This window comes from Nocardioides sp. Z43_10 (assembly GCF_059766615.1).
This window is the reverse complement of the sequence record NZ_JCBAJY010000011.1, coordinates 30,844-53,274: the sequence shown is the minus strand read 5'-3', so window position 1 is coordinate 53,274 and position 22,431 is coordinate 30,844. Positions and strand designations below refer to the sequence as shown.

Here is a 22,431-nt window from a genome sequence, read left to right as displayed (position 1 = left end):
GGTTCTACGGCTTTTCCGGGGCGCCGACTCCCACTCACCGGGCGGGTCTGTGGACGACGACGACCCGCGCCGAATAGAACCGGTTTCACTCGCGGGCCCCGTGCCCGCGGACACCCCCCAGTCTTAGAGCACCAGGAGCACACGTGACGCCTGACCCCACGCAGCCGGGGCCGACGCAGCCGGGCCCCTCGGCCCACGACACCGCTGAGGCCGCGACCGTGGACGTCGTCGTGGTCGGCACCGGTGGCGCCGGCATGACCGCCGCGCTCGCCGCGCAGCACCGGGGCCTGAAGACCCTCGTCATCGAGAAGACCGACAGCTTCGGCGGCTCGACCGCACGCTCCGGCGGCGGGGTGTGGATCCCGAACAACCACGCCCTCAAGGCCGCCGGCCAGGGCAACCCCGACGCCGAGACCCGCGCCTACCTCTATGAGGTGATCGGCGACATCGTGCCCAAGGCCCGCATCGACGCCTTCGTCGACCGCGGCCCGGAGATGCTGAAGTTCGTCACCGACCACTCGGCCGCCGACTTCATGTGGGTGCCGCAGTACTCCGACTACTACCCCGAGGCCACCGGTGGTCGCGCCAGCGGGCGCAGCGTCGAGCCGAAGCCGATCGACGGCAACATCCTCGGCGACGAGCTCAAGCGGCTCACCAAGCCCTACACCAAGGCGCCGGTCGGCCTGGTCATCGGTCAGGCCGACTACCGCAAGATCAGCCTCGGGCTGCGCTCGATCCGGTTCCCGCTGACGATGCTGAAGGCGATGGTGCGCCGCTCGATCACGGTCGCCCGCGGCAAGCGGATGTACGGCATGGGCAACGCGATGATGATCGGGATGCGCAAGGGCCTGATCGATGCCGGCGTCGAGGTCTGGTACGAGACCCCGCTGACCGACCTGGTCGTCGAGGACGGCCGGGTGAGCGGCGTGAAGGTCACCCGCGACGGCCGCGAGCAGGTGATCCGGGCGCGCCACGGCGTGATCCTCGCCTCGGGCGGCTTCGAGCACAACGCCGAGATGCGCCAGCAGTACCAGCGCGCCCCGATCGGCGCCGAGTGGACCACCGGCGCGGCCGGCAACACCGGCGACGGGATCAACGCCGGCCTGCGCGCCGGCGCGGCCCTGGACCTGATGGACGACGCCTGGTGGGGGCCGTCGATCCCGCTGCCCTCCGGCCCGTGGTTCTGCCTGGCCGAGCGGAACCTGCCCGGCTCGATGATCGTCAACCAGGCCGGCCACCGCTTCTTCAACGAGGCCGCGCCGTACGTCGACGCCGTGCACGCGATGTACGACAACGCCGAGGCCACCGGGGTCGAGCACGTCCCGTCCTGGATGGTCATCGACCAGCGCTACCGCAACCGCTACCTCTTCGCCGGGCTCAGCCCGCGCCAGCCGTTCCCGGGCCGCTGGTACAAGAGCGGCGCGATCGTGAAGGCCGACACGCTGCGCGAGCTGGCCGACAAGATCGGTGTCCCGGCCGACACGCTGGTGGCCACCACCGACCGGTTCAACGAGATGGCGCGCACCGGCAAGGACCTCGACTTCCGCCGCGGCGACTCGGCCTACGACCGTTACTACGGCGACCCGAGGACGAAGCCGAACCCGTCGCTGGGCGTGATCGACCAGGGGCCGTTCTATGCGGTGAAGATGGTGCCCGGCGACCTCGGCACCAAGGGCGGCATCGTCACCGACGAGCTGGCCCGTGCGCTGCGCGAGGACGGCTCGGTCATCGAGGGCCTCTACGCCGCCGGCAACACCTCGTCCGCGGTGATGGGCCACACCTACGCCGGCGCCGGCGCCACGATCGGACCGGCGATGACGTTCGGCTACATCGCCGCACAGCACATCGCGGACTCGGCCGGCTCCGGGACCACACCGTCGCAGGGCGCAGCCGTCACGGCGTCCTGAGTCACCGGCACCATCGGCCGGCGCCTGGGTACTGACACACCGTCAGCCCACGCGCCGGCCGCGTCCGTACCGCGGCCCAGGAGGTCCACCCATGGCGATCCTCGTCCCACGCTCGGTCTCCGCCCTGCTCCGGCCGGTGATGCCGGACCAGGTCGTCCGCCGCCGGGTCTACCTCCCCTGGGTGCCGATCCCCTCCGGCGAGATGGTCGAGCTGCCGGGCCGCGGGTCGACGTACGTCACCGACACCCCGGGCCCGACCCCGCAGGCACCGACGATGGTGCTGCTGCACGCGGTCGGCTGCACCGGGCTGCTGACCTGGTTCCCCGCGATCCGGGCCCTGTCCGAGCGCTACCGCGTGGTGACCCTCGACCAGCGCTGGCACGGCCGGGGCATCCACTCCCCGGTGTTCTCCCTCTACGACTGCGCCGACGACGTGGCGGCGCTGCTGGACGCGCTCGGCATCGAGCGGGCCGTGATCGGCGGCTACTCGATGGGCTCGATCATCGCCCAGCGAGTCTGGCGCCAGCACCCGGAGCGAACCGCCGGACTCGTGCTGTGCGCCAGCACCGCGCGCTTCCGCAGCCACCCGCACGAGCGGGCGTTCTACGCCGGAGTCGAGGCGGCGATGCTGGGCGCGCGCGGCGTCAGCGCCTCGCGTACGGCGGTGCGCGCGACCCGGGCGGCGGCCCAGGCCTTCGGCGACGTCCCCGACGACCTCTACGAGTGGGCGCTCGGGGAGTTCCGCCAGACCAGCCCGTGGGCGGTGGCCCAGGCGGTGGCCGCGCTGGGCCGGCACCACTCGCGGCCGTGGCTGGCGCGCATCGACGTGCCCACCGCGGTGGTCGCGACCCGGCGCGACCGGGTGATCCCCTTCGCCCACCAGCTCGCCCTGGCCCGTCGCATCCCCGGCGCCACCGTCCACGACATCGACGCCGGGCACGCCGCGTGCACGCTGGAGGCCGAGCTGTTCGTCCCCGCGCTGCTCGAGGCGACCGCCACCGTGGTCGCGCGCGAGCGGGACTTCAGGGCTGGTCGGCGACGGCCTTGCTGAGTCGCTCCAGCTCCTCGGGGAAGCGGCGGACCAGGTCGTCGACGTGCGGCATCGACTCGCGGCAGGCGATGATCCCGACGTGCAGGACGCCGTTGTGCGAGATCACCGTGATGTTCAGCCCGGCGCCGTGGAAGACCGGGCCCAGCGGGTAGAGGCCCAGCACCCGGGCCCCCATGAAGTACAGCGGCACCGGCGGGCCGGGCACGTTGGAGATCACCAGGTTGTGGATCACCGGGTGCCGCTCGGGGAGCCTCCACCCGGCGTAGGCCCGCATCGCCAGGCCGAACGTGCGTGGCGCCGCGAACTCCGCCCAGTCCTGGAGCGCGTCGGCGCTGATCGCGTCGTGGTGCTCCTTGGCGTGGCGGTTGTTCTCGGCCATCTCCTGGAGCCGCTCCAGCGGGTCGGCGACGTCGGTGCCCAGGGTGGCGAAGAGCGCGGAGACCTTGTTGGCGCCGCCCGAGCGGTGCGACCTGTCCCGCACCGAGACCGGGACCGTCGCCATCAGCGACGAGGCGGGCAGCTCGTCGCGCGCGGCCAGGTAGGAGCGCAGCGCGCCGCCGGCGACGGCCAGCACCACGTCGTTGACGGTGGTGCCGGTGGCGTGCTTGATCGCGCGCACCTCGTCGAGGTCCATGTCGGTGAACGCGATCGCGCGGTGGCTGGTGATGGTGCCGTTGAACGACGTGCGCGGCGCCGAGAACGGCGCGGCCATCGTCTTGCCCTCCAGCGCCCGGGCGACGGTGCGCCCGACCAGCTGCACCGAGGGCGACAGCAGGCGTACCGCGGTGAACGGCTTGGCCGCGGTGCTCAGCAGGGCCCTGCCCAGCAGCTCGACCTGGTCGGGGTCGCGGCCGGGCCGCGTCGGCTCGTCGGCGCCCTGGATCGGGGCCGCGTCGGGCTCCAGGCTGCACAGGTGGGAGATCAGGTTGGCGCCGGAGACCCCGTCCACGGTGGCGTGGTGCATCTTCATGAAGACCACGACCTTGTCGCCCTCGAAGCCCTCGATCACCCACATCTCCCACAGCGGCCGCGACCGGTCCAGCGGGAGCCCGGCGAAGTGGCCGGCGAGCTCGGTCAGCTCGCGGTAGCCACCCGGCTGCGGGACCGCGAGCCGGTGCACGTGGCGGTCGATGTCGAAGCTGCGGTCCTGCACCCAGATCGGGTGGTCGAGGCCCAGCGGCACCCGGCGCAGCTTGCGGGTGAACTCCCCCACGTCGATGACCCGGCGCTCGACCTCGTCGCGGAACGAGGCGAAGTCGTAGCCGCCCGGGATCGTGGCCGGGTCGAGCACGATGAGTCCGCACACGTGCATCAGCTGCTCGGGGGTCTCCAGGTAGAGGAAGCTCGCGTCGAGTCCGGACAGTCGCTCCATGTCACTCCCCCAGCGGATCCAATGAACTAGAACAGGTTCTCATCATGGCCCAGGGGCCGTCCCAGCGCCATCCACCCCACGGCAAAAGACACCGGCTATAGCATCGGGCACGTGGCCTTCCTTCGTCGCCAGATCGTGACCGCTGCCCTGACCGCCAACGCGCTGCGCCCGGTGCCGGGCTTCCGGCCCGGGATCCCGGCCTTCCTGGCCGGCTGGCTCACCTCCGAGCTGGCTCCGCAGCTGCTGGCGCTGACAGCCGGCGACGCCGCCGTGCACGTACGCGGACGCACGGCGCGGGATCGGGCCGGGCTGGTCCTCGCGGCCGCCAGCGCGGCCGGTCTGGGCTGGATGATCCGCCAGGGCCGGCAGACCAAGGACGACGTCGAGGAGGCCCTGGTCGAGGGCCTCGGCGTCGACTACGTGGAGCAGCTCGACGCGCCGCCTACCCCGGCCGAGCTGGCCACCCCGTGGCGCAAGCTCGTCAACCCGTTCCGGATCAAGGACGTGCGGGTGCGCGTCCAGCGCAACATCTCCTTCACCGAGGGCGGGCGCCGCGGCCGCCTCGACATCTACAGCGCCGCCGAGGGCGACATCGCCAACGCACCCGTCCTGCTGCAGGTGCACGGCGGCGGCTGGGCCGTCGGCACCAAGGACCAGCAGGGCATCCCGCTGATGCAGCACATGGCCGCCAAGGGCTGGGTCTGCGTCTCGATCAACTACCGCCTGGCGCCCAAGCACCCGTTCCCCGCGCAGATCGTCGACGTCAAGCGGGCGATCGCGTGGGTCCGCGAGAACATCGAGCACTACGGCGGCAACCCCGACTACCTGGCGATCACCGGAGGCTCTGCCGGCGGCCACCTCACCGCGCTCGCGGCGCTGACCCCGGGCGACCCCGCCTACCAGCCGGGCTTCGAGGAGGTGGACACCTCCGTCCAGGCCGCGATCCCGCACTACGGCGTCTACGACCTGGCCGGCTCCACCGGCCTGCGCAGCGCGGTGCTGATGCGCGACAAGTTCCTCGCGCCGTACGTCGTGCGCAAGCGGTGGAGCGAGGACCCGGAGGTCTTCGAGGCCGGCTCCCCCATCCTGCGGGTGACGCCGGACGCGCCCGACTTCTTCGTCATCCACGGCGCTCAGGACACGCTGGTCGGGGTGGACCAGGCGCGGCTGTTCGTGCAGGAGCTGCGCGCCAAGAGCCGGGCCAGCGTGGTGTACGCCGAGCTGCCCGGCGCCCAGCACGCCTTCGACATCTTCCCCTCGATCCGCTCGGCCCACGTGGTCCGCGCGATCGAGCGGTACCTGAACTGGCACTGGAACAGCTACCGCCACTCGCGCAGCGACGCCGAGCCGACGTCGGCCTGACGTCGGCTGGGCGAGGACGCGGCTAGTCCGGGCTGTCGCCGGAGGGCTCGGTCTCCGGCTCCGGGGGCAGCCCGCCGGGGTCCTCGCCCGGCATCGGCTCGGGAGTCGGGATCCCGCCGGGGTCTCCGCTGGGCACGACCTCGGGGTCCGGGCCGGGTTCGATCGGTGTCGTGGTCATGGCCGTGCGGTACCCCGATAGCGTGGAGCCATGACCGCCCACGCACGCTTCGTCTCCCCCGCCTGGCTCCACGACCACCTGCACGACGAGGGCCTGCGCATCGTCGACGCCACGGTGCACCTGTCCTTCAGCGAGGCGGGCCCCCGCATCGAGTCCGGGCGCGCCACCTACCAGGAGGCGCACGTCCCGGGTGCGACCTTCGCCGACCTGATCGTGGACCTGGCCGACCCGCACGGCGAGGCGCCGTTCGCCGCGGCGCCCTCGGAGCGGTTCGCCGCCGCGGTCGGCGCGCTGGGCATCTCCAACGACAGCACCGTCGTGGTCTACGACCACGCCAACGGCATCTGGGCCACCCGGCTCTGGTGGCAGTTCGCCCTGGAGGGCTACGACGACGTCGTCGTGCTCGACGGGGGCCTGGACGCCTGGGGGGCCGCCGGGTTCGAGACCGCCGGCGGCGCCGCGTCGTACCCGCCGGCGAGCTTCACCGCCCGGCGGCGCCCCGAGCTGCTCCGCTCGACCGCCGACGTGCAGGCCGCGATCGGCGACCCCGGCGTGCTGCTGATCAACGCCCTGGACGCCGACACCTTCGCGCGCGGGCACATCCCCGGCAGCGTCAACGTCCCGTTCGGGGACCTCGTCGACGAGACCGGGTCGCTGCGCCCGCGCGAGGAGCTGCGCGCGGTCTTCGAGCGGGCCGGCGCGCTCGACCCGAGCCGCACCCCGGTGGCCTACTGCGGTGGCGGCATCGCGGCCACCGCGGCCGCGATCGCGCTGGCCGAGGCGGGCCGCGGCGACGTCGCGATCTACGACGGCTCGATGAACGCCTGGACCGCCGACCCCGCCCGTCCGCTCGAGCAGGGCGCCTGAGCCCCGGCCGGCCCGGTCGGCGTGGCTCGGCCACCCTCCGGGTTGGCTAGGGTGTGCGCCGTGACCACCCCCGCCCCGGCGCCCACGCCGACCCCCGCTGGCCTGCCTGCCGACCTGCTGCCCCACGCGCTGGGCGCCAAGGGGTTCATGCCCGAGGAGGAGGGGCTGCTGCTGCACCGCCTCGCCCGGCGCCAGCTCCCGCTCGGGCCCGCTCTGGAGGTCGGCACCTACTGCGGCAAGTCCGCGATCTACCTCGGTGCGGCGGCGCGCGAGGTCGGCGGGACCGTCTTCACCGTCGACCACCACCGCGGCTCCGAGGAGAACCAGGCCGGCTGGGAGCACCACGACGCGACGCTCGTCGACAACGAGTCCGGGCGGATGGACACGCTGCCGACCTTCCGCCGCACGATCGAGCGGGCCGGTCTGGAGGACCACGTGGTCGCGGTGATCGGCCGCTCCACGACCGTCTCGGCGCACTGGCGCACCCCGCTGTCGATGCTGTTCATCGACGGCGGGCACGCCGAGGAGCACGCCCACAACGACTACGCCGGCTGGGCGCCGTGGGTGCAGCACGACGGGCTGCTGGTGATCCACGATGTGTTCCCCGACCCCGCCGACGGCGGGCGCCCGCCGTACGACGTGTATCTGCGGGCGCTGGCCGGCGGCGCCTTCACCGAGGCCGAGGCGCTCGGCTCGATGCGGGTGCTACGCCGAACCGGCGGAGACGCCGGGGACCGGGTCGGCTGAGGGGCAGCCGCACTCCAGCGCGATGTCGGCGAAGTCCGGTGCCAGGCTGTCGCCGCGCATGATCCCCGAGCCGGGCGTGCCGCGGCCCTCCCGCTCGGCGAGCGCGTCCACGGCCAGCACCACCGCGGCCGCCGTGTAGGTGGTGTACTCCACCGGCCACCGCACGTCGTCGGGCCACACGTAGCCGGTCCAGTAGCGTCCGTCCTCGGCGCGCAGGTGCTGCATGTCCACGAGCAACTGGCGGGCCCGGTCGTGGTCCCCGATCGTGTCCAGCGCCATCACCAGCTCGCAGGTCTCCGCGCCGGTCACCCAGGGGTTGGTGTCCACGCAGCGGATCCCCAGCCCGGGCACGACGAAGTCGTCCCAGCGGGCCGCCAGCATCGCGAACGCGTCCTCGCCGCGCACCGCGCCGCCGAGCACCGGGTAGTACCAGTCCATCGAGTACGTCGACTTGTCCAGGAACTGGTCGCGGTGCGCGCGCAGGGCGTGGCCGAGCCGGCCGCCGGCGAGCTCCCAGGCGGGCTGCGGGTCGCCGACCAGGTCGGCGAGCGCGACGCCGGCGCGCAGCGACTGGTAGATGCTGGAGGACCCGGCGAGCAGCGCCTCGGCGTTGAGCTCGCCGAGGCGGCCGTTCGCCTCGTCCCACTCGTGCGACCAGCCGAGCCCGCCGAACGGCAGCTGCCGGTCGGTGACCCAGTCCAGGCCGCGACGCACCGCGGGCCACATCAGGTCCACGAAGGCCCGGTCGCGGCGCACCAGCCAGTGGTGCCACACCCCGACCGCGAGGTAGGAGCACATGTTGGCCTCCCCGCGCGGGTCCTCGACCACCCCGGCGACGTACTTCATCGCCCAGGAGCCGTCCTCGCGCTGCGCCTCGAGGCACCACTGGTAGGCGCGCTCGGCCGCCTCGACCTCGCCGCCGACCAGCATCGCCATCGCTGCCTCGACGTGGTTCCACACGTCGGTGTGCTCCCCCTCGGCCCAGGGGATCGAGCCGTCCGGGTGCTGCAGGGCGGCGATGGAGGCCGCGGTCGCCCGCACGTCGGCGGCGCTCAGCACGCCCTCGACCGAGGGGATCCCACGCAGGTCGTCGCTCGTCATCGCCGGGTCAGGCCGCTTCCGGCTTGCGGAAGTAGAGCACCATGCTCTTGCCGATCAGCGGGTCGAGCACCTTGCCGGCCAGCTGCAGGGCCCGGGGCTGCTTCATGATCTCCCAGACCAGCAGCTTGTGGTACGCCTTGGCGGCGGGGTGGTCGTCGTTGCGGACGCCGACCGCGCACTTGATCCACCAGTACGGCGTGTGCAGGCCGTGGGCGTAGTCCTTGCTCTCGAACTCCATCCCGGCCTTGACCACCTTGTCGGTGAGCTCCTTGTCGGTGTAGATCCGGATATGCCCGCCGGGGACGTTGTGGTAGTCCTCGGAGAGCTTCCAGTTGACGACCTCGGGGAACCAGCGCGGCACCGAGACCGCGAGCGTGCCGCCGGGGCGCAGGACGCGGACGAGCTCCTCGATGGCCTGGATGTCGGCCGGGATGTGCTCGAGCACCTCGGCGGCGACGATCCGGTCGAACTCGCCGTCGGCGAACGGCAGCGCCAGGGCGTCGCCCTCCTTGATGTCCGCCTCCGCGCCGGCCGGCACCTCGCCGGCCTCCTTCATCGCCCCGAACAGCTCGCGGACCCCCGCCAGCTCGTCGGCGTCCTGGTCGAACGCGATGACGTCGGCGCCGCGCCGGTACATCTCGAAGGCGTGGCGACCGGCGCCGCAGCCCATGTCGAGAACCCGCTCGCCGGGGCGCAGTCCCAGCCGGTCGAAATCAACGGTCAGCACTGATCTTCACTCCTTGGTTGTTCCCGGCGCCGGCGGCGCGGCTGGTGTCGATGACTTCCTGGTAGGCGGCGGCGGTGGCCGTGGCCACGGCACGCCAGCTGAACCGCTCCAGCACCCGGCGGCGACCGGCGGCTCCCATCCGCGCCCGGCGCTCGGGATCGTCGAGCAGGGCGGCGATGGCGGCCTCGAGCTCGCCGACGTCGCCGGGGGTGACCAGGTCGGCGCAGACGCCGTCCTCACCGACCACCTCGGGGATGGCGCCGGCACGCGAGACGACCAGCGGCGTCTCGCAGGCCATCAGCTCGGCCGTCGGCAGCGAGAAGCCCTCGTAGAGCGACGGGACGCAGGCGAGCTCCGCGGAGCCCATCACCTCGACGAGCTCGGCGTCGGAGATGCCGTGCACGAACCGGACGTGGCCGGCGATCGAGAGCCGCTCGATGAGCTTCTCGGTGCGACCGCCGGGCACCGGCTTGGTGACCAGCAGCAGCTCGAGGTCACGCTCGGTGCGCAGCTTGGCGAAGGCCTCGAGCAGGGTGGCGATGCCCTTCATCGGCGCGTCGGCGCTCGCCATCGCCACGATCCGGCCCGGGACGCGGGGCTTGGTCGGGGGGACGAACACGTCGTCGACGCCCAGCGGGATCACCTGGAGTCGGTCGATGTCGACGCCGAAGTCCTTGGCGATGTCGCGGCGCGAGGACTCCGAGACGGTGAGGATCTTGGTCAGCCCGCGGGCGACCTTGCCCTGCATCCTCAGGAAGCCGTACCAGCGCCGCAGCGTGAACCTGCGCCAGGCGCTGGGCGCCGAGGCGAGGTCGATGCGCCGGTCGAAGGTGATCGGGTGGTGGATGGTGGTGATCAGCGGGAGCCCCATCTTCTCCACCTCCGCGATCCCGTGTCCGAGCACCTGGTTGTCGTGGGCGATGTCGAAGTCGTCGCGGCGCTCGCGCAGCAGCCGCGCCACGCGCTTGCTGAACGTGCGGGGCTCGGGGAACCCGGCCAGGCACATGATCGCGAACTCCTGGACGTCGATCAGGTCGCGGAACTCGCGCAGCTTCGGCACCCGGAAGGGGTCGGGCTCGCGGTACAGGTCCAGGCTGGGGACCTTGGTCAGCGCCACGCCGGGGTCCAGCTCGGGGTAGGGCTGGCCGGAGAAGACCTCCACCTGGTGCCCCAGGGCCACCAGCTCCCTGCTCAGGTGCCGAACGTAGACGCCCTGCCCGCCACAGTGGGGCTTGCTGCGGTACGAAAGCAGCGCGATGCGCATGGCCACGACCTCTCTGTTGTCGTCCGATGCGGGCGTCCCGCCCGGGACTCGCCGGCTCGAACTGAGGTGAAACGTGTTCCAGTTCCGTCTCACCGGTTGATAGCCTAGTCATGAACGTCAACACACGGAGCGGGGGCTGTCTGTTGCGGGCAACTCCCGCACCGGACGGCCGAGGCCCGATATCTACCAACAGGTAACAGGAGGCTTCGTGAGCAGCGTCAGCTCGCTGTCCGTCGAGGAGCTCGGGTCCGCCGCACAGCGAGACCGCCGCAAGCGCATCCTCGACGCGACCATCGCCCTCGCCTCGAAGGGCGGCTTCGATGCGGTGCAGATGCGTGCCGTCGCCGAGCAGGCGGACGTCGCCCTCGGCACGCTGTACCGCTACTTCCCCTCCAAGGTGCACCTGCTGGTCTCCGCTCTCGCCCGGCAGTTCGAGCGAGCGGAGAAGGCGGGACGCTCGGGGCCCATCCCCGGCGAGACCCCGCACGAGCGGGTGATGTTCGTCATCGGACGGACCACCAAGTCCCTGCAGCGCGACCCCAACCTGACCGAGGCGCTGACCCGGGCGTTCATGTTCGCCGACGCGTCGGTGAAGAACGAGATCCACGTCGTCGGCATGCTGCTGACCCGGATGCTGACCCAGGCGATGGGCAAGAGCCCCGACGACGAGCCCACCGACGAGGAGATCGCCATCGCCAAGGTGATCGGCGACGTGTGGCTGTCCACCCTGGTCGGCTGGGTCACCGGGCGGGTCCCGGCCAGCGACGTACAGAGCTCGATGGACGTCGCCGTGCGCCTGCTGCTGCGCTGAGCCCCGGGCGGGCGGCCCGGGCGTCGGCCGACCGGCTCAGCCGCCGAAGGCGTGCGTGGCGGTGACCCCACCGTCGATGGCGATCTCGGCGCCGTTGACGTAGCCGCTCTCGTCGGAGGCCAGGTAGACGTAGAGCGGCGCGACGTCGCCGGGCTGGCCGACCCGGCGCAGCGGGACCTTGCTGGCCCCGAACTCCATCGCCAGGTCCCCGCCGTGCACCCGGGTCATGCCGGTGTCGATCATCCCGGGGTGCACCGAGTTGACCCGGATGCCCTTCGGCCCCAGCTCGAGGGCGGCCACCTTGGTCATCCCGCGGATCGCGAACTTGGTGGCGGAGTAGGCCACCAGCGAGCCCATCCCGGCCAGGCCCTCCACGGAGGAGGCGTTGACGATGGAGCCCCCACCGGCGGCCTCCATCCCCGGGATCACCGCCTTCATCCCGAGGAAGCAGCCGAGCTGGTTGACCCGGAAGACGGTCTCGTACTCCTCCACGGTGGTGTTCACGATGTCGTTGAAGCGCAGGATGCCCGCGTTGTTGACCAGCACCGTGACCGGCCCGAACCGCTCCTGCGCGGTGGCGACCAGCGCCTGCCAGGAGCCCTCGTCGCCGACGTCGTGACGCACGAAGCAGGCCTCGTCGCCGAGCTCCTTGGCGAGCAGCTCGCCGGGCTCGACGGCGACGTCGGCGACGATCACCTTCGCGCCCTCGGCGACGAACGCCCGGGCGATCTCGGCGCCCTGCCCCTGGGCGCCTCCGGTGACGATGGCGACCTTGCCGGCCAGACGAGCCATCTGCAGCTTCCTCTCGAGACGGGCCGCGCGCACGGCACGGTCCGGTGGGTGGGGTGCCTGCCCGGACGGGATCGTCGAGGCAGTGGGAGGTCCCAGGCGCGGCGCGCTCAGTCCTCCAGGGAGATCGCGGCACGCGGGCAGGCCGCGGCCGCACGCCGTACGGCGTCGTGCTGGTCGGCGGCGACCTCCTCGGCCTTGACCACCAGGTAGTCGTCGTCGTCGAGCTCGAAGACCGCCGGGGCCAGTCCCTCGCACAGGGCGTTGGACTCGCAGAGGTCGAAGTCGACCTTCACTCGCATGGCGTGCTCACTTCCCCTCGCCGCTGCCGGCGAGCATCTTGCGGTGGTCCCAGGTGGCGACCCGGTCGGGGTGGACGACGACGGCGACGCGCTTGGCCACCTGGCGCTCGACCTCGCTGCTGCCGAGCTCGCCGAGGTCGGCCAGGTCGCCCACCCCGGCCATCCGGCAGGCGACGGCCGAGCCGATCCGGCGCAGCCGGTCGGCGTCACGGACGATCTCGGCGGTGCCGGTGATGCTGGCTCCGCGCAACGCGAAGTAGTCGTCGCCGTCCTCCACCAGGCAGCTCACCCGCGGGTCCCGTTCCAGGTTGCGGATCTTCTGGGACCGGGCATAGGTCCAGAACGCGACCCGCCCGGCCTCGTCGAGCACGTAGAAGAGGGTGGACAGGTGGGGGGCGCCGTCCTTGCCGACGGTGGCCACCTGGACCTTGATCTGCTCGGCCAGGAAGCTCGCCACCTCCCCGGGCGACATCCGCACGGCGTCGCGCACCCCCATCTCAGGCGCCCTCGCTGGAGTGGCCCGGGAAGACGTGCGCCGCCGGGTCGATGACGACGGCCGCGTTGTTGACCGCGGTGGCCGCCTCGCCGAAGCCGACCGCGATCAGCCGCACCTTGCCGGGGAACTCGGTGATGTCACCGGCGGCGAAGACCCGTGGCAGGTTCGTGCGCATGGCGGAGTCGACCACCAGGTGCCGCTTCTCGACCGTCAGGCCCCAGTCCTGGAGCGGGCCGAGGTCCGCCACGAACCCGAGGGCGGCCACGACCGCCTGCGCCGGGCGCTCGAGGGTCTCGCCGTCGACGGTGATCTCGACGCACTCGAGGTGGGCCTCGCCGCTCAGCCGGGTGACCTGCGCCTTGGTGAGGATCTCGACCGAGGACTCCCGCACCGCCTCGACCGCGCGCTGGTGGGCGCGGAACGCATCGCGCCGGTGCACGAGGGTGACCGACGCGGCCACCGGCTCCAGGTGGAGCGCCCAGTCGAAGGCGCTGTCCCCGCCTCCCACGATCACCACGTCCTTCCCGGCGTACGGCGCGAAGCTGGGCACGAAGAACTCGACTCCGCGCCCCACCCAGCCCTCGGCGGCCGGCAGCGGGCGGGGACTGAACTTGCCGATGCCGGCGGTGACCAGCAGGGCGCGGGCGGTGATCTCGGTGCCGTCGTCGAGCCCGATGGTGACCGAGTCCTCCCCGTGGCGCAGGGTCGTCGCGGTCCGGTCGAGGTGGTACGTCGGGTGCGCGGTCGCCGCCTGGGTCACCAGCCCCTCCACCAGGTCCCTGCCCTTGATGGAGGGGAAGCCGGCGACGTCGAGGATCTGCTTCTCGGGGTACATCGCGGTGATCTGGCCGCCCAACTCGGGCAGCGAGTCCACGACGTCGACCTGCAGGCCACGGAAGCCGGCGTAGTAGGTGGCGAACAGCCCGGTCGGGCCGGCGCCCAGGACCACGAGGTCCGTGTCCGTGGCGGTCACGTGAGCGTCCCCTCCCCTTCGGGGCCGCCCCACGGACGACCAGAACTGAAACGTGTTCTCGTTATATCAGAGGGCGTCGACGTCTGTGACCAACCAGACACCGCCGTCTCGCCGCAGCGTCACCACCACCCGGTTGAGGTCGGTGCGCGGCGCCTGCAGGTGCTTCCCACTGGTGGTCTGGTTGACGAACAGCAGCGCCTTGGCCGTCTCCTCGTTGGCCGACACGATCGAGGATGCCACCACCGCGGCCTCCACGACAGCCTCGTTCTTGACGGTGTCCTCGCGGATCGTCTTCATGGTCGTGGCGTACTCGTCGAGCATCTTCTCGCCGAGTCGCTTCTCGGCCTTGGCGACGTCCTCGTCGAGGGTCTTGGCGTCGTAGGAGAGCACCTCCTCGACGGCCTCCGTGGCCGCGGCCATGGCCGCCTGCTTGGCGCCGTCGCCCGAGATCTCGGCCCCGGACGCCATCGGGGTGTTCCCCTTGGGCGCCGCGGTCGCCTCGTCACCGGTGAGCATCGTCGCCCAGACGCCGGCCAGGGCGACCACGATCGCCAGCAACACCCCGGCCGTCGCCGGCAACCGCCAGTCCCGGGCCGCAGAGACCTGGGCCTCGGAGGTCTCGGCGGCTTCGCTCCCGGAGGCCTCGGTCTTGGCGAGGTCGACCGGCGCAGTCTCGGCCAAGTCCTCCGCCGGCAGCCCGGCGGTGGACGCGGGCACCACGTGGTCGGGCAACGGCGCCGCCTCGGCCTCGGACCCCAGGTCGGACTGGCAGTAGCGACACTTGATGGCCGCTGCGCGAATCGTCTCGGCGCAGTAGGGACAGGTCTTCTCGTCGGTCATCTGCTCATCCCACGAACTGAACGTCGGAGGCCAGCCACTTGCCGTCCTCCAGGGTCATGTCGAGCTGCAGCCGGTAGTAGCGCGGCTGCTTGGTGCCCTCGGTGGTGGTGTTCGAGACCTCGCTGTTGGCGGCCACGTAGACCAGCGCCGAGTCCTCGTCCAGCTCGCCGACGCCCAGCGCGACCACCGTGCCGGTGGAGAGGGACTCGTTGCGGGTGGCGGCCTCGATGATGTCCTTGCGGCGTGCCGCGTAGTCCTTCTTGAAGTCGCCGGTCGCCCCGGCCAGGACCTTGTCGATCCCGGCGTCCATGTCGCGGTGGTCCACGGTCAGGAAGGCCACGGTCTGCGCCTGCGCCGCGCGGGCCACCTCCCGGTGCTGCTCGGTGAGCCCGCCCTCGTCGCGGCCCTGCCACAGCCCGATCCCCACTGCCGAGGCCAGCGCCACCGCCAGCACGCCGAGGACGCCGACGATCCGGCGCCAGGCTCGCTGCGAGGGGCCGCGCCGCCGGGACCTCTCGCCCGGCGCGGCGCCGGCGTCCTGGTCCGCGGCGTCTGACTCGCGCGCACCCGCCGCGTCCTGCTCGGCCGCATTCGGGGCCGCCTCGTCGGTCGTCAGGCTCTTCACTGGGCTCCTCACTGGGCTCCTCACTGGGGCTCCATGGGTCCGATGAGCATCCATCGCCACGAGTCGTCTCCGAACACGGTCTGCAGTCCTCCCTGGTGGCCGATCATCACGTCGTCGGCGCTCGTGGCTCCTTGGACGATGCCGGTGGCCGGGTCGTAGGGGGCGACCCGGCTGGCCGTCCCGTCGTCGAAGCGCGGCGCGTACTTCGATCCGCGCATGTTGTACGGCGGACCCTGCAGGCAGCGCGCGGGATAGGGGTCGGTGTCCTCCAGCTCGGTCCCGTCGCGCCACTGAGAGCTCGGCATGTACCCGTCGCGGCACGGCCCGGGGCTCTGCGCGAACTGCAGGTTGATGTGGCCGTAGCCGTCCCCGGGAGTGCCGGTGAAGCCCGCGGCGACCATCTTCGGGAACGTCACCAGCAGCTGCTCCAGCGCCGGCAGCCGGGCGGTGACCACCTGGTTGAGCGTCACCAGGTTGCTGATAAAGATCGGCAAGGTGGGCTCGAGGCCCTGCATCAGCGCGTCGACCTCGCGCACCGCGGAGCCACCCCCCTCCAGCACCTTGCGCAGCTCGGGGTCGCGCTGCTTGAAGGTCCCGGTCAGGTCGGCCAGGTCCCGGGCGAAGGAGCGGATGTTCTCGCTGTTGCGCTGCTGGGTGGCCAGCACCGTCCGGCCGTTCTCGAGCAGCGAGAACGTCGCGTCCTCGTTCTCGATGGCGGCGCCGAGGAACTGGTCGCCGCCGTCGAGCATCCGCTGCAGCGGGTCCGCGGTGTCGCGGAACGCGGTGCCCAGCTCGCGCAGGACGGTGTTGAGGTGCTGGGTGTTCACCGACCCGACGAGCTCGTCGAGCTCGATCAGCAGGTCCTCCTCGGCCACCGGCAGGCTGCGGGCGCTGCCCGCGATGGTGTCGCCGTTCTCGGCGTAGGGCCCCTTGTCGTCGGCGGGCTCGAGGTCGAGGTACTGCTCCCCCACCGCCGAGAGGTTGTGCACGAAGACCTCCGCGTCCAGCGGGATCTTGGTGCCGTGCTCCAGGGACAGGTCCGCGCGCAGCCCCTCGGGGGTCACGTGCATCGCGGACACCTTGCCGACCTTGACGCCCCGATAGGTCACCTCGCTGCCTTCGTAGAGGCCACCCGAGGCGGGCAGGGTCGCGTGGATCTGGAGACCGCGGCCCAGCACCCGGTCCACCAGCCCCAGGTAGGTGCCGGCGATGTAGACGATGCCGACCGCGGCGAGCACCGCGAACGCCGCCAGCCTGATCCGGACGCCCTTGCTCATCCCAGTCCTCCTTCGAACAGGCCGCCGCCGGTGCCGACCGCCTTGTCGATCCCGGTGGTGGCCGCCCGTCCCGAAGTCCCGCGGGACGCCGAGGACTGCTTGAGCCCCAGGTCCAGCCCCAGGGAGTCGAGCAGGCCACCCAGGTCGGGCAGCGGGATCGTCGGCAGCCCCGGGATCTTGATGCCCTCCTCGTCGAGGGTGACGCCGGCCCCCTGGAGGATCCCCTCCAGCGACACGTCGAGCGCGAAGAGCGCGTTCGCGTAGTCGCCCTTGACGTTCTCCATGGCCTCCTGGGGGAACGGGAAGCTGAGCAGCAGGGACAGTCCGCGGGGCAGCGAGTCCCCCGTCTCGTTGAGCCGGCGCAGGATCGGCTGCAGGTGCTCCAGGTCGGCGAGCAGGTTGTCCTTGGTGCCGTTGACGACCCGGGTGCCCACCCGGCCGAGCCGGTTGAGGCCGCCGAGCATCTTCACCAGGTCGCGGTGCTGGCCGTTCAGCACCTTCAGCGCCGGCCCGGTCGCGTCCAGCGCGGAGCGGATGGTCCGCTTCTCGCGGTTGAGCGTCTTGGTGAGCGAGCTCAACGACTCCATCGCCGCGATGATCTCGGTCTTCTGGTCGTCGAGGGTCCCGACCAGCGAGCTCAGCTCGCGCAGGAGGTGCTTGATGCGTCCGGTCCGGCCCGTCATCACCTCGTTGATCTCGGTGCTGATCTCCTTGATCTGCCCGACCCCGCCGCCGTTGAGCAGGAACGAGAGCGCCCCCAGCACCTCCTCGACCTCGGGGTTGCGGCTGGTGTCGCGCAGGGCCAGGTGGTCGCCCTCGCCCAGGGCGCCGACCTGCTCGCCCTCGGGGGCGCTGACCTCGATGAACTTCTCGCCCAGCAGGCTGGTCTGCCTGATCTCGGCCACCGCGTTGTCGGGCAGCTCGATGTCGGCGCGGATGCGCAGGGTGACCTCGGCGGCCCAGCCCTTCCGCTCGACCTCGGTCACCTCCCCCACCGTCACGTCGCTGACCATCACCGGGGAGCGCGGCACGACGTTGAGCACGTCGGCGAAGTCGGCGGTGATCGTGAAGGCCTCCTCCCCCGAGATGGGGCTGCCCGGCAGCGGCAGGTCGTAGGCCCCGTCGAAGTCGCAGCCGCTGAGCACCGAGGCGCCCAGGGCCAGGCTCACCCCGAGCGCGGCGAGGCGCGGCGTACGACGGATCGCGGCGCGGCTCATCGTCCGCCTCCCAGCAGGCTGGAGAACGAGTCGGCCGGGACCGACTCCCCGGGCACCCGGGTGCTCTCGGCCCCGGCACGGGCGCCGAGGTCCGGCAGCCGCAGGCCGAGCGGCTCGAGCAGCCCCTCGAACAGGCGGCACACGCCACCGGCGCCCGGGACCTGCGCGTTCTTGACGATCGCGCACAGGAACCCGTCGAGGTCCTCGATGTTGGGTCCGATCTGGATCCGGGCGTTCTGCGAGCCGGTCTTGGTGTCGAAGCCCAGCGCCAGGTTGCCGGCGCCGAGCGGCCCCTTCTCCAGCGAGGTCGCCAGCGACTCCTTCTCCTGCACGAGCGTGTCCAGCACGACGCCCAGGGTCTCCACCTCGCCGGTGACCGCCTTGCGGTTGTCGCGCACGAAGCTGCGCACCTTGCCGACGGCGCTGGCCAGCGCGCTCAGCACGGCACCGATCTCCTGGCGCTCGCCGGCGAGCTGCTTGGAGGCACGGCCGAGGTCGCCGACGAAGTCGTCGACCAGGCGGTCGTTCCTGGCCAGCGTCCGGGTGAACGAGTCGAGCTGGCGCACGGTCGCGAAGAGGTCGCCGCTGTTCTCGCCGAACGTCTCGGCGGCCAAGGAGAGGTCGCGGATCATCTGGTTCGCCACCACGCCCTGGCCGTCGAGCGTCTCCGACCCGGCCTTGAGCAACGTGTTGAGCGAGCCGTTGCGGTTCGCGCCGTTGGGTCCCAGCGCGTCGGAGACCATGGCCAGGCTGGCGTAGATCCGGTCCAGCTCGACCGGGGTCCCGGTCTCCTTCAGCGGGATCTCGGCACCGTCGGCCATCACCTTGCCCTCGGTGTAGACCGGGGTCAGCTGCACGAACCTGTCGGCGACCAGGGTGGGCGTCACGATGACGGCCTGCGCCTGCGCCGGGAGGTCGTACTCGGCGTCGTAGGTCATCTCCACCCGGACCGAGTTGCCCTCCGGGACGACTGCCGAGACCTCGCCGATGGTGACCCCGAGGATCCTGACCTCCGTGCCGCGGAAGACGCTCACCGCTCGCGAGAAGTGGGCGGTCACGGTCTTGGTCTCGGGGCCGTCGAAGACCACCACGAGCCCGGTCACGACCAGCGCCACCACGGCCGCCGCGGCCAGCGTCCGCAGGGGGTAGCGCCTGCTCGTCCAGCCGGCCATCAGCTGCCCCCTCGCGGTCCCGGCAGGAACTCGCCGGCCAACCCGCCCAGGTTCACCAGGTAGGCGTCGAACCAGGGCCCGGTGCCGACGATGTTGCCGAGGATGTCGGCGTACGGGCCGACCGCGGCGGCGGTGGCGCGCAGCTCCTTCTTCTTCCGCTTGAGCATGCTGGTCACGGTCCGGAGCTCCTTCAGGGCGGGGCCGATCTCGTCCTCGTTGTCCTCCACGACGCCCTGCAGCGTCACGGACAGCTTGCGCGCGTTCACGAGCAGCGAGTGGATGGCCTTGCGGCGACGGTCCAGCTCGTCGAAGACCAGGCTGCTGTCGCCCATCAGCTCGACCAGGTCGCCGCGACGCTCCGCCAGCAGCCCGCTGACGGAGTCGGCGCGGCCGAGCAGCTTCTCGAGCTCGTCGTCGCGCTTGGCGATCGAGCGCGCCAGCCGGGACAGGCCGGTGAAGCTGGAGCGGATCTCGTCGCTGGAGCCCTCGAGCGTGCCGGCGAGGGTGTCCAGCGCGGTGCCGAGCTGCTTGTCGTCGATCTGCTCGGTGGTGGTGGTCAGGTCGCTGAGCACGTCGACGATGTCGTAGGCCGAGCTGGTGCGCTCCAGCGCGATGGTGCTGCCGGGGTCGAGCTCGCCGCCGCCCTCCGGAGTGATCTCGAGGTACTTCTCGCCGAGCAGGTTGAGCACCTCGACCGAGGCCCGGGTCTCCTTGCCCAGCTCGATGCCGGCATCCAGCTCGAAGTCGACCAGCACCCGGTCCTTCTCGACGCTGAGCTGCTGGACCCGCCCGACCCGCTTGCCCGCGATCTGCACCATGTGCCCCTTGCGCAGTCCGCCGGCGTCGGCGAACTCGGCGTGGAAGCCCTCACCGCGGAACCCGGGGAACTTCTGCAGGTTGAAGGCGGCCGCCATCACCACCAGCAGGATCACCAGGGTGATCGAGCCCAGCCGGAGGACCGCTGCGTCACTGCGTCCGCGTGCCATCACTGACACCTCGGAGCGGTGCTGTGGAAGGACAGGTCGTTGAGCCGGTCCTGGATCCCGCTCAGGTCGATGCCCAGGTCGGGCAGCTTGATGCTGCCCTCGAAGTCGCAGAGGTAGTAGTTGTACCAGGACCCGTAGGTGCCGATCCGGGTCTGGTCGGTCATCGCCTCCGGCAGCCGGTCGAGCAGCTCGGTGAGCACCTTCTGGCTCTCGGGCTTGGCCAGCAGCGTCGCCAGCTTGCGCAGCTGCGCGACGTCCTCCTTGAGCAGCGGTCGGGCCCGGGTCAGCAGGTCGGCGACCGTGTCGGTCAGCGCGTCCATGTTCTCGATCGAGTCCCCGATCGAGGTGCGGTCCCGGGCGAGGTTCCTCATCCAGCCCTTGAGCTGGACGACGAGCTGGTTGAGCTGGGTACGCCGGCTGTCGACGGTCTCCAGCATCGTGGAGAGGTTGGTGACGACGTCGCCGATGAGCTCGTCGCGGTCGGCGATCGAGTTGGTCAGCGAGGCGGTCTCCGCGAGCAGGCTCTGCACCGTGCCGCCCTCGCCCTGCAGCACCTGGATGATGTTCAGCGACAGCTTGTTGACGTCCTCGGGCTGCAGCGCGGAGAAGAGCGGCTGGAACCCGTTGTAGAGCTCGGTGAGGTTCAGCGCCGGCTGGGTGCGCTCGACCGGGATCACCGCCTCCTCCTCGAGCGCCGGCGAGTCCGGGACCCCCTGCTCCAGGGCCAGGTAGCGGTCGCCGACGATGTTGAGGTAGCGGATCTCGGCGCGGCTCGCCTCGGTCAGCTCGACCTCGCTCTCGACGCGGAAGGTCACCAGCGCCTGGTTGCGGTTCTCCAGCTCGACCTCGCGCACCTCGCCCACCGGGATGCCCGCGATCCGGACGTCGTCGCCCTTCTGCAGCATGCTCGCGCTGGTGAAGAGCGCGCGGTAGGTGGTCTGGCTCCCGAAGCTGAAGTTGCCCATGATCGTGGCCAGCAGCCCGGTCACCAGCAGCGAGCTGAGGGTGAAGATCGCCAGCTTGACCGCCGCGAGCGACGTCACCGTGTTGCGCGAGCTCATCGGCTCACCGTCGTTCCCCGGACCTGCGGCCCGTAGAGCAGCGTGGCCAGGCCGCCGTAGCTGGTCGTGGAGGAGCCGTCGCGCGAGGCCAGCAGCGTGTTGACCATCCGCTGCTCGGCCGGGGTCCCTGAGTAGCCGCTGGTCGGGTTGACGAACGACTTGCTGGCGAACGGCAGCTGGGGGCCGGTGAGCTCGTCCTGGTCGCTGCCGTCCTTGAGCGGGATCTGCGGGATCGGCACCTGCGGGTTGGGCAGCCCGACACACCACGGGCCGTGGCCGACCTCGCCGTAGACCGGTCGGTCCCCCGCGTCGTAGGCCGGCTTCTGCACCGAGCCGAGCTCGAGGATCTGGTTGACCCGCCCGTTCTTGAAGATCTCCTGGAGCCGCGAGGTGTAGCGGTCCAGGCCGCGCAGCAGGCACGGGTACTCGGGGGCGTAGGTGTCCATCAGCCGCAGCAGCGGCCGCGACAGCTGACCCAGCCGGATCAGGCCGGCCTCGTTCTCGGCGAGCACCCGCGTGGTGCTGGCCGCCATCCCGGTCAGGTCGCCCAGGAACGCCGAGAAGGTGTCCTCCTTCTGGGCCAGCGTCCGCGCCGTCACCGTGGCGTTGCGCATCAGCCGGACCAGGTCGGGTGCGGCGATCTCGTAGCTCTTCGCCACGTCGGCCAGCAGCACCAGGTCCTCGCGCAGGGTGGGCAGCCGGGTGTTGAGGCGGGTGACGTAGCCGTCCAGGTCGTCCATCATCTCGCCGATCTGGCCGCCGCGACCGGTCAGCGCCGAGGAGAGCGCGTACAGCGTGGCGTTCAGGTCGGCGGGGGCGATCGCCCGCAGCAGCGGGAACAGGTCGCCCAGGATGCGGCTCAGCTCGACGTTGGTCTCCACCCGCTCCGAGGGGATCACGTCGCCGTCGCCGATGCTCTCCGCGGACGGCTTGAGGGGGTCCACCAGCGCGACGTACTTCTGCCCGAACAGCGTGGTGGGCAGGATCTGGGCGCTGACGTTGGCCGGGATCGACTCGGCCGCCTCGGGCTTCAGCCCGAGCTTGATCACCGCCTCCTCCCCGTCCTGGGAGATCTCCCGGATCTGGCCGACCAGCACCCCGTGCACGCGGATGTCGCCGCCGCGCGCGAGCTGGAGCCCGGCCCGCTCGGCCTTCATCGTGACCATCGTGACCGGCTCGAACTTCTTCTGGTAGAAGGCGATGGTCACCCAGATGAAGGTCGCCAGGATGGTCACGAAGACCACGCCGAAGAGCAGCAGCCGCCGGTGCTCGGCAGGGCTGTCGTGGTGGACGTTCACCAGCATCG

At 71.5% G+C, this 22,431-nt stretch carries 23 protein-coding genes; 6 read left to right on the top strand and 17 right to left on the bottom strand.

Going from position 1 to position 22,431, the window contains the following annotated elements; genetic code table 11:
* Positions 1 to 143: 143 nt before the first annotated feature.
* Both kstD and AC6EI4_RS17705 read left to right on the top strand, forming a co-directional pair.
* On the top strand, positions 144 to 1,907 hold the full coding sequence (gene kstD / locus AC6EI4_RS17710) for a 3-oxosteroid 1-dehydrogenase (RefSeq protein ID WP_498452260.1): 1,764 nt from the start codon (positions 144 to 146) through the stop codon (positions 1,905 to 1,907).
* 91 nt (positions 1,908 to 1,998) lie between these two features.
* Complete coding sequence (locus tag AC6EI4_RS17705) at positions 1,999 to 2,958, top strand: alpha/beta fold hydrolase (protein WP_498452259.1); 960 nt, start codon at positions 1,999 to 2,001, stop codon at positions 2,956 to 2,958.
* On the opposite strand, the gene AC6EI4_RS17700 is transcribed toward AC6EI4_RS17705, so the two are convergent.
* Positions 2,930 to 4,330, bottom strand: a complete 1,401-nt coding sequence (locus AC6EI4_RS17700) for a WS/DGAT/MGAT family O-acyltransferase (RefSeq protein ID WP_498452258.1) — start codon at positions 4,328 to 4,330, stop codon at positions 2,930 to 2,932. The genes AC6EI4_RS17705 and AC6EI4_RS17700 overlap by 29 nt on opposite strands.
* Before the next feature lie 111 nt (positions 4,331 to 4,441).
* Here AC6EI4_RS17700 and AC6EI4_RS17695 point away from each other — a divergent pair, with 111 nt between their 5' ends.
* Positions 4,442 to 5,692 (top strand): alpha/beta hydrolase fold domain-containing protein, encoded by a 1,251-nt coding sequence (locus AC6EI4_RS17695; protein ID WP_498424726.1) that lies wholly within the window; start codon positions 4,442 to 4,444, stop codon positions 5,690 to 5,692.
* Between the two features lie 22 nt (positions 5,693 to 5,714).
* Here AC6EI4_RS17695 and AC6EI4_RS17690 read toward each other — a convergent pair whose 3' ends face one another.
* Entirely contained in the window at positions 5,715 to 5,870 is a 156-nt protein-coding gene (locus AC6EI4_RS17690; protein WP_498424725.1) for a hypothetical protein, read from the bottom strand.
* A 30-nt stretch (positions 5,871 to 5,900) separates the two neighbouring features.
* On the opposite strand from AC6EI4_RS17690, the gene AC6EI4_RS17685 reads away from it, so the two are divergent.
* Together AC6EI4_RS17685 and AC6EI4_RS17680 are read left to right on the top strand one after the other, a co-directional pair.
* Positions 5,901 to 6,737 carry a sulfurtransferase gene (locus AC6EI4_RS17685; protein ID WP_498452257.1) on the top strand — a complete coding sequence of 279 codons (837 nt, stop codon included), beginning with the start codon at positions 5,901 to 5,903 and terminating at the stop codon, positions 6,735 to 6,737.
* A gap of 60 nt (positions 6,738 to 6,797) precedes the next feature.
* Complete coding sequence (locus tag AC6EI4_RS17680) at positions 6,798 to 7,484, top strand: class I SAM-dependent methyltransferase (protein ID WP_498452256.1); 687 nt, start codon at positions 6,798 to 6,800, stop codon at positions 7,482 to 7,484.
* On the opposite strand, the gene AC6EI4_RS17675 is transcribed toward AC6EI4_RS17680, so the two are convergent.
* The 3 genes from AC6EI4_RS17675 to AC6EI4_RS17665 are packed head-to-tail and all read right to left on the bottom strand — an operon-like array spanning position 7,443 to position 10,576.
* Entirely contained in the window at positions 7,443 to 8,585 is a 1,143-nt protein-coding gene (locus tag AC6EI4_RS17675) for a prenyltransferase (RefSeq protein WP_498452255.1), read from the bottom strand. The two genes, AC6EI4_RS17680 and AC6EI4_RS17675, sit on opposite strands and share 42 nt — an antisense overlap.
* A gap of 7 nt (positions 8,586 to 8,592) precedes the next feature.
* Positions 8,593 to 9,312, bottom strand: coding sequence for a class I SAM-dependent methyltransferase (locus tag AC6EI4_RS17670; RefSeq protein WP_498452254.1), 720 nt, complete (start codon positions 9,310 to 9,312; stop codon positions 8,593 to 8,595).
* Entirely contained in the window at positions 9,299 to 10,576 is a 1,278-nt protein-coding gene (locus AC6EI4_RS17665; RefSeq protein ID WP_498424717.1) for a glycosyltransferase family 4 protein, read from the bottom strand. Before AC6EI4_RS17665 ends, AC6EI4_RS17670 begins: the two co-directional genes overlap by 14 nt.
* Positions 10,577 to 10,784: 208 nt before the next feature.
* Between AC6EI4_RS17665 and kstR the strand changes: the two genes are divergently transcribed.
* Positions 10,785 to 11,387, top strand: a complete 603-nt coding sequence (kstR, locus tag AC6EI4_RS17660) for a cholesterol catabolism transcriptional regulator KstR (protein ID WP_498424716.1) — start codon at positions 10,785 to 10,787, stop codon at positions 11,385 to 11,387.
* 36 nt (positions 11,388 to 11,423) lie between these two features.
* Here the strand turns inward: kstR and AC6EI4_RS17655 are convergent, their stop codons facing one another.
* The 12 genes from AC6EI4_RS17655 to AC6EI4_RS17600 form a co-directional block, all read right to left on the bottom strand.
* Positions 11,424 to 12,179, bottom strand: coding sequence for a glucose 1-dehydrogenase (locus AC6EI4_RS17655; RefSeq protein WP_498424715.1), 756 nt, complete (start codon positions 12,177 to 12,179; stop codon positions 11,424 to 11,426).
* 107 nt (positions 12,180 to 12,286) lie between these two features.
* Entirely contained in the window at positions 12,287 to 12,478 is a 192-nt protein-coding gene (locus AC6EI4_RS17650) for a ferredoxin (RefSeq protein WP_498424712.1), read from the bottom strand.
* Positions 12,479 to 12,485: 7 nt separating this feature from the next.
* On the bottom strand, positions 12,486 to 12,974 hold the full coding sequence (locus AC6EI4_RS17645) for a pyridoxamine 5'-phosphate oxidase family protein (RefSeq protein WP_498424711.1): 489 nt from the start codon (positions 12,972 to 12,974) through the stop codon (positions 12,486 to 12,488).
* 1 nt (position 12,975) lies between these two features.
* Positions 12,976 to 13,947, bottom strand: coding sequence for an NAD(P)/FAD-dependent oxidoreductase (locus AC6EI4_RS17640; RefSeq protein ID WP_498452253.1), 972 nt, complete (start codon positions 13,945 to 13,947; stop codon positions 12,976 to 12,978).
* Positions 13,948 to 14,013: 66 nt separating this feature from the next.
* Entirely contained in the window at positions 14,014 to 14,787 is a 774-nt protein-coding gene (locus AC6EI4_RS17635; protein ID WP_498452252.1) for a hypothetical protein, read from the bottom strand.
* A gap of 4 nt (positions 14,788 to 14,791) precedes the next feature.
* Complete coding sequence (locus AC6EI4_RS17630; protein WP_498452251.1) at positions 14,792 to 15,412, bottom strand: Rv1363c family protein; 621 nt, start codon at positions 15,410 to 15,412, stop codon at positions 14,792 to 14,794.
* Between the two features lie 20 nt (positions 15,413 to 15,432).
* A complete protein-coding gene (locus AC6EI4_RS17625) occupies positions 15,433 to 16,689 on the bottom strand; it encodes an MCE family protein (protein WP_498424707.1) in 1,257 nt (418 codons plus the stop codon).
* Entirely contained in the window at positions 16,686 to 17,906 is a 1,221-nt protein-coding gene (locus AC6EI4_RS17620) for an MCE family protein (RefSeq protein ID WP_498424706.1), read from the bottom strand. The genes AC6EI4_RS17625 and AC6EI4_RS17620 overlap by 4 nt, the downstream gene beginning before the upstream one ends.
* Positions 17,903 to 19,078 (bottom strand): MCE family protein, encoded by a 1,176-nt coding sequence (locus tag AC6EI4_RS17615; protein WP_498424705.1) that lies wholly within the window; start codon positions 19,076 to 19,078, stop codon positions 17,903 to 17,905. The genes AC6EI4_RS17620 and AC6EI4_RS17615 overlap by 4 nt, the downstream gene beginning before the upstream one ends.
* The gene (locus AC6EI4_RS17610; protein ID WP_498424704.1) at positions 19,078 to 20,064 is read right to left on the bottom strand and encodes an MCE family protein; all 987 of its coding nucleotides are present in this window, start codon (positions 20,062 to 20,064) and stop codon (positions 19,078 to 19,080) included. Before AC6EI4_RS17610 ends, AC6EI4_RS17615 begins: the two co-directional genes overlap by 1 nt.
* A complete protein-coding gene (locus tag AC6EI4_RS17605) occupies positions 20,064 to 21,125 on the bottom strand; it encodes an MCE family protein (RefSeq protein ID WP_498424702.1) in 1,062 nt (353 codons plus the stop codon). The genes AC6EI4_RS17610 and AC6EI4_RS17605 overlap by 1 nt, the downstream gene beginning before the upstream one ends.
* Positions 21,122 to 22,429, bottom strand: coding sequence for an MCE family protein (locus tag AC6EI4_RS17600; RefSeq protein WP_498424701.1), 1,308 nt, complete (start codon positions 22,427 to 22,429; stop codon positions 21,122 to 21,124). The genes AC6EI4_RS17605 and AC6EI4_RS17600 overlap by 4 nt, the downstream gene beginning before the upstream one ends.
* Positions 22,430 to 22,431 lie beyond the last annotated feature (2 nt).